The sequence below is a fragment of the Paenibacillus sp. FSL H7-0714 genome (assembly GCF_038003765.1).
Taxonomy (GTDB): Bacteria; Bacillota; Bacilli; order Paenibacillales; family Paenibacillaceae; genus Paenibacillus_AQ.
In genome coordinates, this window is sequence record NZ_JBBOPT010000001.1 from 6,154,549 (window position 1) to 6,168,478 (window position 13,930).

Genomic DNA, 13,930 nt, shown 5'->3' on the forward strand with positions numbered 1-13,930 from the left:
CTTCTTTCTTTTCATAGCAAAAGTTAACTTTCAGTTTATCATTCTCCGTTAAGATCATAGCAACGATAATGCAAAGGAGTCATTCTTATGTTGAAATTACTCAAGAATCTGGAACCCAAAGAATGGTTCTTATTCTGTATCAGTCTCATGTTCATTATCGCTCAAGTCTGGCTGGATTTAGAACTGCCTGACTACATGAGTGATATTACCCGGCTGATCCAGACACCAGGGAGCGAAATGAATGAAATCCTTGTCGCAGGCGGTTGGATGCTGCTCTGTGCTCTTGGCAGTCTGGCGACCTCGGTTGTTGTAGCGGGCATTGCTGCAAGAATAGCAGCCGATTTGTCTGCAAGATTGCGTTCCAAATTGTTCGATAAGGTACAATCCTTTTCTATGGAGGAGATCAGCAACTTCTCAACAGCCAGTCTAATTACCCGTTCCACGAATGACATCACGCAAGTACAAATGCTGATTGTGATCGGCTTACAGCTACTTGTGAAAGCACCCATCCTCGCAGTGTGGGCGATACTCAAGATTTCGGGCAAAAGCTGGGAGTGGACTCTTACGACAGGTGCCGCGGTCGCATTGCTAGTAGTTATTGTCGCAGTCTGTATCGTGCTCGTCCTGCCTAAATTTAAAAAGCTGCAGCTGCTTACAGATAATCTGAATCGTGTATCCAGAGAGAATCTTAACGGTCTTCGTGTCATCCGGGCGTATAATGCCGAGGAATATCAAGAACAGAAGTTCGCTGTAGCTAACAACGAGCTTACCAGTACCAACCTATTTGCCAACAATGTAATGACCCTATTGATGCCGAGTATTACTTTGATTATGAGTGGACTCAGTCTCTCCATCTATTGGGTGGGTGCAGTGCTCATTCAAGCAGCCGAGGGTACTGCCAAGATGGGCTTGTTCTCAGATATGATCGTATTCTCATCTTATGCCATGCAAGTGGTTATGGCCTTTATGATGCTGATTATGATCTTTATTCTACTGCCCCGTGCTCAAGTATCGGCTAAGCGTATCAATGAAGTGCTAGAAACAGTACCTAGCTTGAAGAATGGATCAGTAACTCAATTCCCTGTGAAGCGAGAAGATGAAATTGAATTCAGGGGGGTTAGCTTCAAATATCCAGATGCAGAGGAATATGTGTTGGAGAACATCAGCTTCACGGCGAAGCAGGGGGAGACGGTTGCTTTTATCGGATCTACAGGCTGCGGGAAAAGTACACTTGTTAACCTCATTCCCCGTTTCTATGATGCTACAGAAGGTGAAGTGCTGGTAAATGGTATCAATGTCAGAGAATACGACCAGCAAGCACTGCGGAATAAAATGGGCTATGTCTCTCAGAAGGCTGTTCTATTTGGCGGAACAGTGTCCTCCAATATTGCATTTGGTGAGAACGGATCCGGTCAGGTCCTCAGTTCAGATATTGTAGATGCGGTGTACACTTCCCAATCCTCTGAATTTGTAGAAAAGCTAGAGGGGAACTATGATGCCCATATCGCCCAAGGCGGAACGAATCTGTCTGGCGGGCAAAAACAGCGGCTGTCGATTGCCAGAGCGATTGCCCGGCGTCCAGAAATATTAATCTTTGACGATTCTTTCTCCGCGCTTGACTATAAGACTGACCGCAAACTACGCAGTGAGCTTAAGAAAGACGCGCATGATTCAACGATGCTGATCGTTGCACAGCGTATTGGTACGATTAAAGATGCCGACAAGATCATTGTGCTGGAAGCCGGACGAATCGCAAGCATGGGAACGCATGACGAACTAATGCAGTCCTGCGACGTCTATCAGGAAATTGCTTATTCTCAGCTTACGAAGGAGGAGCTTGCATAATGAAAACCAAAAATAAAGGCCAGAATACATGGAGCAAGCTGCTCCGCTATTGCCGTAAATATGTTCCGGTTATTGTGATTGCGCTAATCTGCGCAGCAGCTGGAACGGTGCTCACGTTATTCGGTCCGGACAAACTCTCCGAGATCACCGACAAAATTACAGCTGGTCTTGCCGGCAGCATCGATATGGACGGCATTACTACCATTGGTATTACCCTCGTCGTAATTTACGGCGTCGGTGCGTTGTTGTCACTCTCACAAGGCTTGATCATGTCGATTATTACCCAGAAGGTCTCGAAGAAATTAAGAACTGATCTGGCTCATAAAATGAACAAACTTCCAATCTCCTACTATAATAAATCGGCCACAGGTGATATTTTATCCCGGGTAACGAATGATGTAGATACCATCGGGCAATCGATGAATCAGAGTATTGGTAATGTCGTAACCGCCTTAGCTATGTTCGTCGGTTCGATCGTCATGATGCTGAAGACCAATGTAATTATGACCCTTACCGCTATCGTGGCAACGATCATCGGCTTTGGGCTTATGGTGGTCATTATGAAGAAATCGCAGAAATATTTTGCTAGCCAGCAGGAGTATTTAGGTAAAATCAACGGTCATGTCGAAGAAGTGTACACAGGACATAATGTAGTTAAAGCGTATAATGGCGAAGCGCAGATGCGCACTACCTTCCAGGAATTAAATCAGGGACTAAAGAACAGCGCCTTCAAAGCGCAATTCCTCTCTGGGCTGATGCCACCCCTAATGGGCTTTATTGGTAATCTAGGATTCGTTGCTGTCTGTATCGTTGGAGGTGTACTCGCTATGAACGGTACGATTTCATTTGGGGTTATCGTCGCCTTCATTATGTATGTACGTTACTTTACCCAGCCGTTGTCCCAGATTGCCCAGGCCGCGCAGAGTCTGCAAGCTGCATCTGCAGCCGGCGGACGCGTGTTCGAATTTCTGGAGGCTGAGGAAATGGAAGACGAGAGCCACAAAGAGAACACACTGCCAACTGCTAAAGGTAAAGTAAAATTTGACCAAGTACAATTTGCGTATGAGACTTCAGAAAAACTGATTATCAATAACTTCTCGACAGATGTAAAACCTGGGCAAAAAGTGGCGATCGTTGGTCCTACCGGCGCAGGCAAAACTACGCTGGTCAATCTGCTCATCCGATTCAACGAATTAACGGGTGGAGAAATCTACATCGATGATACGCCGATCAGCAGCCTTACGAGAGAGAACATTCATGATCTGTTCTGTATGGTCCTGCAGGATACCTGGCTGTTTGAGGGTACCATCAAAGAGAACCTGATTTACAATCAGCAGAACATTACAGACGAGAAGCTTATAGAGGCTTGCAAGTCCGTTGGCCTGCACCGCTTCATTAAATCCTTAAGTGACGGATACAACACCGTACTGAACGATAAAGTTAATCTGTCCGCCGGACAAAAGCAGCAGCTCACCATCGCTCGCGCGATGCTGAAAGATGCGCCGATGCTCATTCTTGATGAAGCTACAAGCTCGGTGGATACCCGTACAGAACTGCTGATTCAACAGGCGATGGATAAGCTTATGGAAGGCAGAACCTCTTTCGTTATCGCACACCGACTCTCAACGATCAAGAATGCCGATGTGATTCTGGTCCTGAAGGACGGCGATATCTTGGAAAGCGGCAGCCACGCAGAATTGCTGGCTCAGAACGGATTCTATGCAGAGCTCTACAATAGCCAGTTTGAGCAGGCTTCTTAAAAACGACAAAAAAACTGCAACTCAATCATGAGCTTGCAGTTTTTTATCGTCCGTTCCTTTTTTAGAAACAACTTAAGCCTCTCGCTGTCTCATTCCCTCAAACAGCAAAATCGTCGCGGCCATCGCCGCATTTAGTGATTCAGCGCGGCCTGCCATCGGGATGATGATACTCTTGTCCACGAGTCGCGCAGTTTCCGGCGAAATGCCTTTGCCCTCACTGCCAATCAACAGCCACTGACTGCCGTGAAAATCATGCTGATAGCACGATTCTTCTCCCTGCAGCGAAGTACTCACCAGCAACGCCCCGCGTTCCCGGGCCTGTGGCAAAATCTCACTTAAATCTCCCTCCACCACCGGGAGATGGAACATCGATCCCATTGTGGAACGAATGGTCTTCGGATTGTAGAGGTCGGCACAGCCTTGGCCTAGGATCACTCCGTCTGCTCCCGCTGCATCCGCACTACGGATGATGGTGCCGACATTACCGGGGTCCTGGACACCGTCCAGGACAACCACCAGACTATCCTTCTTCGCTAGGATAGCCTCTACCTCCTGCTGTTCCTTCCGCACGATGGCGAACACCGGCTGCGGTGTATTAGTGCTGCTGCATTTCGAGATGATCGCCGCTGTTACGCCGATCACATCCATGCCCTGAACGGACTGAAGAAGCCCCTTGAGTTCAGCGGGCATTCCCTTGTCCAGGTCATAAACAAGGCATTCCACATCTGCTTCAGCCAGCAGCGCTTCCTGTACCAGATGAACGCCTTCTACGATATATTTACGAGCCTTGTCACGGTGCTTTTTCTCCTGCAGCCCGGCCCACTCTTTAACCCGCGTATTTTGCGGAGACATGATTTCCATAAAGTCTTCCTTTCTTATGCCTTGCCAGTTATTCTTGCTCTTATATTTTTTGCTCTTTATCTTTATTCTTCTTCTCTTCTACTCCCCTATAAACCTGATGATTACGTTACCACCTACTGATACGCGATCTCCAGCTTCGTCAGGTTATCTTTATGCCCAACGATTACAAGGATATCCCCATCGATCAAGCGATCCTCCGCGCGAGGGGAGATGTTCATCTCTTCACCTTGGCGAATAGCCATTACGTTACAGCCATATTTTGCACGGATATCGAGCTCTTGTAGATTTTTCCCGAGCATCGATCCGGATACCTTCATGTCCAAAATACTATAATCAGGCGACAGCTCGATATAATCTAATATATTAGGCGAAGCCAAATGATGCGCAACCCGCATTCCCATATCCCGTTCAGGATAAATCACCTTGTCTGCACCAATTTTCCCTAATACTTTGCCGTGCAGCTCACTTTTTGCTTTTGCGATAATTGCTGGTACACCAAGGTCCTTCAGGATTAAAGTTGTAAGAATGCTTGCTTGAATGTCCTCTCCAATAGCCACAACCACCACATCAAAATTGCGAATACCAAGTGCGCGTAGCGCTTCTTCATCCGTTGAATCTGCAGATACGGCGTGTGTTACTATATTTGAAATCTCCTGTGTCCGCTGCTCGTCCGCATCAATCGCAAGTACGTCAAACCCCATACCGCTGAGTGCTCTCGCAACACTGGATCCGAAACGCCCCATGCCAATGATGGCATATTGTTTTTTGGCCATGTCTTATGTACCTCCCGTAGCATTTCTATATCTAAAACAGTATAGCATACACGAACAAAAACTTGAATTTCCAGCACCTATACAGGGTACATTAAAACGAAGTGAATATCACTATATTTCAAAAAGGAGGTACTTTATGCCGGTTACTATTGACTTACGCCAGGCGATTATTCATAAAGTGCATGGTCAATCTGAAGAAGATTTGCGGCATATGATTGAAGGCTCGGTAGACGGACCGGAAGCAGCACTCCCGGGACTTGGCGCCGTGTTTGAAATGATATGGAAGGACTTAGACACCGCTAAGCAAGACAATTTGGTTTCTATGCTGCATGATCACCTGGAGACGATTACTCCCGGGAATATCACGTCATAGGTAGCACGCAACTAGTCAAAAACCTCCGCTTTCCCATTGTGCAGTTGCACGCTGAAGGCGGAGGTTTTTATTAACAATCAGAAAGTTGTAGCTTCCTTACTATAGCAATGCTTTTGGAGCCATCTCTAGGAACGTAGCTGTCGGGTTCTTATCCATCGCTGTCCGCATAGCATATTCATTCTCGAACAATACGACAAAATTGCCCTTCTTATCTGTAACGAGCGTAGAGTTAATACGGAACTTACTCGCATCCGGTTTAGCCTCATCTACGATCCAACGCGCGAACTGGTATGGCATACGCTGCAACTGAACATCCACACCATATTCACCCTTCATGCGGTACTCGAACACTTCAAACTGCAGCTGTCCAACTACACCGAGCAGAATATCGTCAAAGTTAACCGTACGGAATACTTGAATCATACCCTCTTCAGTCAGCTGATCGACACCCTTTTGGAACTGCTTCGATTTCAAAGCATTTTTAATACTCACTTTAGCAAAAATCTCTGGTGAGAATGTTGGCAGCTCATCGAATTCCAAATCTCCGGCCTGACTCAGTGTATCTCCAATTCTAAAAATACCTGGATCAAACAACCCGATAATATCTCCCGGATAAGCTTCCTCTACGATATCACGGTCTTGCGCTAAGAATTGTTGCGGCTGGGCCAGCTTAATGTCCTTACCCGCACGTACATGCTTCACGCTCATACCTCGTTCGAACTTCCCGGACACAATACGTAGAAAAGCAATCCGGTCACGGTGAGCCGGGTTCATATTGGCTTGGATTTTGAACACATAGCCAGTAAACTTCTCGTTCATTGGTTCTACCAAACCTGTAGTACTACGGCGTGGTTCAGGCTTCGGTGCCAGATCCAAGAAATTATCGAGGAAAGTTTGTACGCCGAAATTGTTGATCGCACTACCAAAAAACACAGGTGTGAGTTCACCACTTAGTACTTTTTCATAGTCAAAAGCATCGCCTGCTACATCCAGCAACTCCAAATCCTGACACAGTTGATCATGCAGATATTCTCCCGCCATTTCACGAATGATTGGATCACGATATCCGTCAACCTTTTGTACCTTGATTACGGAGTGATCGTCACCTTGGAACAGCTCCACCTGATTCTTCATCCGGTCATATACGCCGCATAGCTCACGTCCACTACCGATCGGCCAGTTCATAGGCACAGAGCGAATACCCAGTACCTGCTCCAGCTCTTCCATTAGATCAAACGGACTGCGTCCTTCACGGTCCAGCTTATTGATAAAAGTAAAAATCGGAATCCCACGTTTAGCACATACCTGAAACAGCTTGGTCGTTTGGGTTTCCACACCTTTTGCCACGTCGATAAGCATGACCGCACTATCCGCTGCTGTTAGTGTACGGTAGGTGTCCTCACTAAAGTCTTGGTGACCCGGTGTATCCAAAATATTCACGCGGTGATTCAAATAATCAAATTGCATCACAGAGGAAGTAACAGAAATCCCCCGTTGCTTTTCAATTTCCATCCAGTCACTCGTTGCATGCTTGTTCGCCTTACGGGCCTTAACCGTTCCCGCGAGACGGATAGCACCACCGAATAACAGTAGTTTTTCCGTTAAAGTTGTTTTACCCGCATCCGGGTGGGAAATGATCGCAAAGGTTCTGCGTCTGTCCACTTCCTTTTGCAGCTTCTGATCTATTGCTTTGTTCATTACACATATCCCTTCATATATAAAATTCCTGCTTCTGCTTCAATTACACTGGGGTTATCTTCAAATCGGTGCTCTGCTCATCGTTCATACCCCTTCATTTCTGAATGAATAGCTATCTTAGGTCTAGCTCCAGTCCGCTTCAAGTGAAAGCATCCTCTAAAGTATATCAAAATCCGGCAGACATTATCTACTAAAAAGCTATTGCAGCAAAATATCTCCCAAATCAAGTCTATATCCTGTTCACCAGTTCCCGTAGCTCAACAAGAAAAACGCCTGACTGCGTCCTTATTGCACTTATTCCCTAATAACAAGCCCATTCACGGGTGATTCAGGGCAGATAACAGCGCTAGCTCGTTTACGTTACCGACGGCACATTATATTCGGTTTTTCGCATACATTCGGCTCGTTTACGTTACTGGCGGCACATTGTATTCGGTTTTTCGCATACATTTGGCTCGTTTACGTTACTGGCGGTACATTGTATTAGGTTTTTCGCATACAATCGGCTCGTTTACGTTACTGGCGGCACATTATATTCGGTTTTTCGCATACATTTGTCCTTAAGCTCGACTAAAACATGCATTTCGGAGGATAATGTCCGTTCGGTCATCCCAAAGAGGTGTGTGTTAATTGAAAACAGGGCTCCCCATGGCCCCCCGTTGAATATAGGCCTCTCCCTTGATTTCGTTTCACATTTCTCCGCAGTCTCTTATAGTAAAATAGTTGTATTTCCTACACTTATAAGAAGTATTAGCATTTCCAATCGCCTTTAGTTGTATTTGATGCAATTAAAAATTCAATGTGCTAGCTTTTCGGCCTTATGCGGAGAAAATAGTTGCAGAGAATACACTTAAAAGACTAATTTCCACCCAATATGTGATTTTAATTGTACAAAGTGCAGTTATTTAAAAAATGCTCCTGTCGCCCGAGCGGCATTTGGAGCCAGAGTGGCCTGGGGAGGCTGAGTGTTCTCTAATCTCAGCATTACAAAAAATCTCCCTGCATCCTCTGCAGGGAGATAGCATTAAAGCAAAGTTTAGTTATTCTTCAGCCATACTACATTATCTTCTTCCTGACCGTTTACCGGCCACCAATGGAAGCCATCCTGAGCAAGCAATTGATCCGCTTCAACCGGACCCCAAGTGCCAGCAGGATAAGCAGAAAGATCACTCGACTCTTCCTTCCAAGCCTTCGCAATACGATCCACGAACGACCATGCCGACGATACCTCATCCCAACGAGTGAAATAAGTGGAATCTCCACGTGCCGCGTCATGAAGCAAACGCTCGTAAGCTTCCGGGGAATTGATTCCAACCAAGCAGCTCTGACAGAAGTCCATAGCTAATGGTTGAATTTCAGACTCGGAACCCGGCTTCTTGGCATTAATCTTTACATAAATGCCTTCCATAGGGTTCACACGGATAACAAGCAGGTTAGGCTCCAGCGTATGCTTTTGTCCCAAATAAACATTGGTTGGCATTCCCTTGAACTCAACTACCACTTCCGTTGTCTTCACCGGTAGACGTTTACCTGTACGAATATAGAAAGGAACTCCAGCCCAGCGGAAGTTATCTACAAACACACGGGCAGCAAAATATGTCTCAGTACTCGATTCAGGATCAACCTTATCTTCCTGACGATAAGCAGGAAGGGTCTTTCCATTATGCAAGCCTTGAATATACTGTGCTCTCACGACGTTCTCACGAACCTCGTCAGATGTACCATAAGGACGAAGTGAACGAAGTACCTTCACCTTCTCGTCACGAATATCTTCTGCAAGCAGACGGCTTGGTGGTTCCATTGCAATCATAGTCAGCAGTTGCAATATATGATTCTGGCCCATATCCCGTAACGCTCCAGCATGGTCATAATAACCACCACGCTCTTCAACACCCACGGTTTCGCCAAGTGTAATTTGAATATTGGCAATATGCTTATTATTCCAAAGCGGCTCGAAAAAAGCATTTGCAAAACGAATGACTTCAATATTTTGAACCATTTCTTTACCAAGATAATGATCGATCCGGTAGATCTCCTCTTCCTTGAACACCTCACGGATCTGCTCGTTCAGCTGCTCAGCTGATTCCAGATTATATCCAAAAGGCTTCTCGATGACGAGGCGATTCCAACCTGTGCTATCCAGCATGCCGCCAGCCTTAAGGTTGAACGAGACACTGCCGAATAATTCAGGTGCCAGCGCAAGATAGAACATCCGATTGCCCGGAATTCTGAACTTCTCTTCAAGAGCTTCTGTTTGAGCTCTTAATTCACGGAAGCCATCAATATCGTTGATGTCCAGAGATTTGTATTCAAAATGCTGTACAAACTCATTCCATTCATTCTCTTCTCCCGCTTTATAACGGCAGAATTCAAGGATGGATTCCTTCACATCACTTCTAAATTCTTCCTGAGTACGCGGGCGCCGCGCCACGCCAATTACCGCAAAATCATGTGCCAGCTTACCTTCACGGTACAAGCTGTAAATCGCCGGGAAAAGCTTACGCCGGGCTAAATCTCCGGTTGCCCCAAAGATAAAAAAGACAGCACCGGGTGTGTGCAGTGCATCAAGGGTTTGATTTTCAGCCATGGCTCCTCATCTTTCTGTATGTAATATAGTTTATTGACATTCTCAGCGTCGAGAAAACGACGTTATGTCATTTTAGCATATTCCTAAAAAGGATGCTATCAGATTCCTGACAAATACTCTCGGGATTTCGCAAATTTCAATTAAAATTTCTTATTACTAATTATACTTCACCTTATAGAACTATCTATATTGACGAAGTGTTTGTCACTTTATCCATTAATATAAGTGAATCGTTTTGTTTCTCAAGCTGTACAGACAAACACCTATACCAATTAGTTACTTTCATTCAGGAATATTCTGCAAATCATTCGGGAACGTTAAAGGAAAATAACTCGAAAGTCGAGCGCCCTTAATGACTGACCAAACACAGATCTCATTCACTACTGTAGATCAAAACGCCGATTTCATCGAAGCAGCCTTGTTCTATTCAAATGATCTCAAAAAAAGAAGAATATCCTTTAACGGAACTGAAGGAATTCTCTTTTATCTAGAGTCCATGGCAGACATGGAGCTGGTTGAGCAGAATGTGATTGCTCCTTTTCACAATAGCAAAAACAAAGAGCTTTCCAAACTATTTACAACGCTCAGCTTCGGTGTGGAAACAGAACTAAATAAAGGCATTCAGGGACTTATTAACGGAGGCTGCCTCTACTTTGTTGAAGGAATATCTGAATTTTATATCCTCTCTACTCCTGCCAAACACGAACGAACCATAACCGAACCTCTGAATGAAGCAGTTATTCGGGGGCCGCATAACGGTTTTATTGAAGATATGACGGTTAACTTATACCTGATCCGTAAACAAATCACCACTCCAAACCTTACTGTTCGCTACTTCACCCTTGGGAAAATCGCTCCCAAAAAGGTAGCTTTAATCTATATGGAGAACCTTGCCAAACCTGAATTAGTAAAAAAAGTAGAATCTAGAATAAAAAAAATCACTCTTGATTCGGTGCTCTCCACCGGCTTTATTCAGGAATTAACGGAGGATAATTCGTACTCTATATTTCCACAACATATCAATACTGAGCGCCCAGACCATACCTCCTTCTACTTGCTGAAAGGATACGTCACAATCCTGTTGGATGGAGATCCCACAGCTCTGATTGTACCTGCCAGCTTCTTCACCTTCTATCAGACGCCGGATGATTATAGCAATCGATGGCTGATTGCTTCCTTTGTCCGTTTTATCCGTCTGATTGGTTTTGTAACAGCATTCCAACTGCCCGCGCTCTATATTGCCACCGTTTCTTTTCACTCCAGCGTCCTTCCCTTGCAATTGTTCTTCACAATTCAAGGTTCACTGACCCGGATCCCATTCCCCCCATTGGTAGAAGCGATGCTGCTTGAACTCATATTTGAACTGCTGCGGGAGGCAGGGCTCCGTCTGCCCAGCCGTGTAGGTCAAACCATTGGGATTGTAGGTGGTTTGGTCATCGGGGATGCCATTGTTAAGGCTGGATTGGTCTCCTACGCAATGATCATCGTTGTTGCATTGACTGCCATATCATCCTTTCTTATCCCTTCCAACGAGATGAGCTCCGCGATCCGATTTATGCGGTTTCCACTTATGGTTGCTGCCTCTTTGTTCGGATATATTGGCATATCATTTGGGTTGACACTTATTTTTGTACATTTGTGTAAGCTTGAATCTTTTGGACAACCTTACCTTACGCCTCTAAGCCCGGTAAATATTCAAAGCTTGAAAGACACCTTCTTGCGTCTTCCAATATGGTCCATCCGCAAGAATACAAGCAAATCAGAGGCTGAAGAAGAATAATCATTTAATCTGAACTGACAGGAGTTATAAGAATGACTCAAAAAGAAAAAATGATAACGAGGGGGCAACTTTTCTGCTTTATGATTCAAGCCCAAATCGGGGTTGGCATTCTGTCTCTTCCCTTCAAGCTTAACGAAGCGGCCAAGGGTGGAGGAGCGCTCTCTGTTTTGATTGCGGGCATCATTACCCAACTTGTTATCATTCTTCTATGGGTTCTGCTGAAAAATTTCCCCGGACTCAACTTATTTACTATATGTTTAAAGCTCGGAGGTCCAATTATCGGTAGAATACTTATAATCGCTTACATCAGTTACTTTGTTCTGCTTGGCTCCAATATTATGTTCAGTGCGGTAGAGGTGCTGCAGAGGTGGATTTTGCAATCCACACCAAGATGGGCTATATTAACCCTCTTTTCGATCATGACTCTCTATTTGGCAAGGGAAAAGCTTACAGTGTTGGCCAGATTCTATACATTGGCAACAGTTCTTTTTGTCCCGCTTATCCTATTTGTCAGCTATGGTTTAACTCAAGCTCATTTTGAATTTATGCTCCCCCTTTTGGAGAACGGATTCTGGAATGTCGTGAAGGGAGCACAGGAATCAACTAAATCTATGTATGGTTTCGAAATGATGATGATCGTCTATCCGCTTTCCGAAGGTACAAATAAACAAAAATTAATGACCATTAGTCTAGCCAGTGGGTTCGTAACCCTGCTCTATGTCTTTGTGGTCTCTACCTGTCTAATGGTATTTAACTCCGAGCAAATCAAAATCATGCCCGAACCCGTCATCTACTTAGTAAAATCTCTTAACTTTTATATCGTGGACCGTGCAGATATCCTATTTCTGCCGATTTGGGCCATCACGCTTGTTTGTTCTATTGTTAGCTACTGTTACGCAGCATCCATTGGACTCAGTGTTTTATTTAGTCGAAAAAGCCATAAACATTTTGCTCCGTTTGTAAAAATCATTACTTTTATGATCGCACTTGCACCTGTAACTCCTGCTGATGTACATCTTTTTGATACAGCCGCTAACTATGCGACCTATGTGTTTATTGCCGGATTATCGATGGTATTGCTGATGATTTCCCTATTTATGAAGAGAAAGCCAGGTGGTCTTGCATGAAGTTTGACATGAAATTCAAGTCGCATTTACTTTTAATTGCCCTTGTTTCCATCTGTCTCACTGGATGTTGGGACCGGGAATATTTGAAAGACCTGCATCTGGCTTATTGTGCAGCAATTGATTATACAGAGAACGGAGAGATCAAAGAAACCATCGAATTAATCATCCCCCCCGATATTGAGCAGAAAGCTACCAAGAATGAAATCCATTCGAGTTTCGGACCGACTGTGCGCAATGCGAGCAATCAATTGCGAAATAAAGTTAGGGGAAACATTAGATTTATTAAATATGGTTTTGAGCTTATGGGAAGGACTACGGCTGAGCGTGGCCTGTACCCTATTCTGGATGTGAATTACAGGGATCCAAGCAATCCAACATCCAACGTTCGGCTAATTATTACGGAAGGAGAAGCTGCCCAAATTCTTGAGCAAAAAAAGGTTGGGGAATTAAAGATCGGGGAATTCATTAAGCAAAAGATCGATAGTCTGGAAGAAATGAGTATTTTTCCAAAAGAAACGGCAGATACCGTGTTCCGTTCCCTGATGGATCCAGGGCATGACTTTGCTCTTCCATATCTAGGCAGAGATGAGGGCGATATAATCACGAAAGGGGTGGCTCTCTTTCATGACCAGAACTACAGCGGAATGTTGAACCCCGATCAGTCAATCATGATGGTTCTGCTGATGGGACAACAGGGGAAAAATGCCCGCTTCACTAAGAAACTTGATTTGGGACATTCCGATGATATTCGGAATTTCATTACCATTAATGTCGGTTCAAAAAAAATAAAGCGAAAATTCAAGGTATCCGTTTCTGCTGATGAAAGCATTGATGTGAATTTGGGCTTAGAGCTGCAAGCCGTCGTAGAAGAGTTTACGGATGTACTCGACGAAAAAGAACTTAAAAAAGTCAATCAAGATCTTTCGGATTTGCTTACAAAGGAAGCCAAGACAGTTGTTAATGAAATCCAAAAGGCAAACTGTGATATCTTTGGTGTAGGAAGAAAACTTATTGCTTATCATCACAATGTCTGGAGCAACAAAAATTGGTCTGAGGATTACCGGAAAGTAAAATTCCATACCAAGGTTGATGTTAAAATTGTAAGTACGGGCATTCTACAATAGAT

General features: G+C 44.6%; 10 protein-coding genes. 6 read left to right on the forward strand and 4 right to left on the reverse strand.

The window, feature by feature from the left end; all coding sequences use genetic code 11:
- Positions 1-87 precede the first annotated feature (87 nt).
- Positions 88-1,845: an ABC transporter ATP-binding protein gene (locus tag NST34_RS27530; RefSeq protein ID WP_076285310.1), complete on the forward strand. Its 1,758-nt coding sequence runs from the start codon at positions 88-90 to the stop codon at positions 1,843-1,845.
- Positions 1,845-3,605 carry an ABC transporter ATP-binding protein gene (locus tag NST34_RS27535; RefSeq protein ID WP_076285311.1) on the forward strand — a complete coding sequence of 587 codons (1,761 nt, stop codon included), beginning with the start codon at positions 1,845-1,847 and terminating at the stop codon, positions 3,603-3,605. Before NST34_RS27530 ends, NST34_RS27535 begins: the two co-directional genes overlap by 1 nt.
- 72 nt (positions 3,606-3,677) lie before the next feature.
- On the opposite strand, the gene NST34_RS27540 is transcribed toward NST34_RS27535, so the two are convergent.
- Positions 3,678-4,466 (reverse strand): TrmH family RNA methyltransferase, encoded by a 789-nt coding sequence (locus tag NST34_RS27540; RefSeq protein ID WP_341129169.1) that lies wholly within the window; start codon positions 4,464-4,466, stop codon positions 3,678-3,680.
- 113 nt (positions 4,467-4,579) lie between these two features.
- On the reverse strand, positions 4,580-5,239 hold the full coding sequence (locus NST34_RS27545; protein ID WP_076285312.1) for a potassium channel family protein: 660 nt from the start codon (positions 5,237-5,239) through the stop codon (positions 4,580-4,582).
- Between the two features lie 136 nt (positions 5,240-5,375).
- Here NST34_RS27545 and NST34_RS27550 point away from each other — a divergent pair, with 136 nt between their 5' ends.
- Positions 5,376-5,612, forward strand: a complete 237-nt coding sequence (locus NST34_RS27550; protein ID WP_042130985.1) for a small acid-soluble spore protein SspI — start codon at positions 5,376-5,378, stop codon at positions 5,610-5,612.
- 99 nt (positions 5,613-5,711) lie between these two features.
- Here the strand turns inward: NST34_RS27550 and NST34_RS27555 are convergent, their stop codons facing one another.
- The gene (locus NST34_RS27555) at positions 5,712-7,310 is read right to left on the reverse strand and encodes a peptide chain release factor 3 (RefSeq protein WP_042191749.1); all 1,599 of its coding nucleotides are present in this window, start codon (positions 7,308-7,310) and stop codon (positions 5,712-5,714) included.
- A 1,036-nt stretch (positions 7,311-8,346) separates the two neighbouring features.
- Positions 8,347-9,897 carry a glucose-6-phosphate dehydrogenase gene (gene zwf / locus NST34_RS27560; protein ID WP_042191750.1) on the reverse strand — a complete coding sequence of 517 codons (1,551 nt, stop codon included), beginning with the start codon at positions 9,895-9,897 and terminating at the stop codon, positions 8,347-8,349.
- A gap of 352 nt (positions 9,898-10,249) precedes the next feature.
- On the opposite strand from zwf, the gene NST34_RS27565 reads away from it, so the two are divergent.
- Genes NST34_RS27565 through NST34_RS27575 form a run of 3 tightly spaced genes read left to right on the forward strand, consistent with a single transcriptional unit; the run spans position 10,250 to position 13,928 of the window.
- Positions 10,250-11,677 (forward strand): spore germination protein, encoded by a 1,428-nt coding sequence (locus tag NST34_RS27565; RefSeq protein ID WP_341051697.1) that lies wholly within the window; start codon positions 10,250-10,252, stop codon positions 11,675-11,677.
- A gap of 32 nt (positions 11,678-11,709) precedes the next feature.
- The gene (locus tag NST34_RS27570) at positions 11,710-12,804 is read left to right on the forward strand and encodes a GerAB/ArcD/ProY family transporter (protein WP_341129170.1); all 1,095 of its coding nucleotides are present in this window, start codon (positions 11,710-11,712) and stop codon (positions 12,802-12,804) included.
- A complete protein-coding gene (locus NST34_RS27575) occupies positions 12,801-13,928 on the forward strand; it encodes a Ger(x)C family spore germination protein (protein WP_081383017.1) in 1,128 nt (375 codons plus the stop codon). The genes NST34_RS27570 and NST34_RS27575 overlap by 4 nt, the downstream gene beginning before the upstream one ends.
- Positions 13,929-13,930: the final 2 nt, after the last annotated feature.

Coding starts and splice junctions, on each gene's coding strand:
- NST34_RS27575 (WP_081383017.1), top strand. CDS start 12,801: ATGAAGTTTGACATGAAATTCAAGTCGCATTTACTTTTAATTGCCCTT.
- zwf (WP_042191750.1), bottom strand. CDS start 9,897: ATGGCTGAAAATCAAACCCTTGATGCACTGCACACACCCGGTGCTGTC.
- NST34_RS27550 (WP_042130985.1), top strand. CDS start 5,376: ATGCCGGTTACTATTGACTTACGCCAGGCGATTATTCATAAAGTGCAT.
- NST34_RS27530 (WP_076285310.1), top strand. CDS start 88: ATGTTGAAATTACTCAAGAATCTGGAACCCAAAGAATGGTTCTTATTC.
- NST34_RS27570 (WP_341129170.1), top strand. CDS start 11,710: ATGACTCAAAAAGAAAAAATGATAACGAGGGGGCAACTTTTCTGCTTT.
- NST34_RS27545 (WP_076285312.1), bottom strand. CDS start 5,239: ATGGCCAAAAAACAATATGCCATCATTGGCATGGGGCGTTTCGGATCC.
- NST34_RS27555 (WP_042191749.1), bottom strand. CDS start 7,310: ATGAACAAAGCAATAGATCAGAAGCTGCAAAAGGAAGTGGACAGACGC.
- NST34_RS27540 (WP_341129169.1), bottom strand. CDS start 4,466: ATGGAAATCATGTCTCCGCAAAATACGCGGGTTAAAGAGTGGGCCGGG.
- NST34_RS27565 (WP_341051697.1), top strand. CDS start 10,250: ATGACTGACCAAACACAGATCTCATTCACTACTGTAGATCAAAACGCC.
- NST34_RS27535 (WP_076285311.1), top strand. CDS start 1,845: ATGAAAACCAAAAATAAAGGCCAGAATACATGGAGCAAGCTGCTCCGC.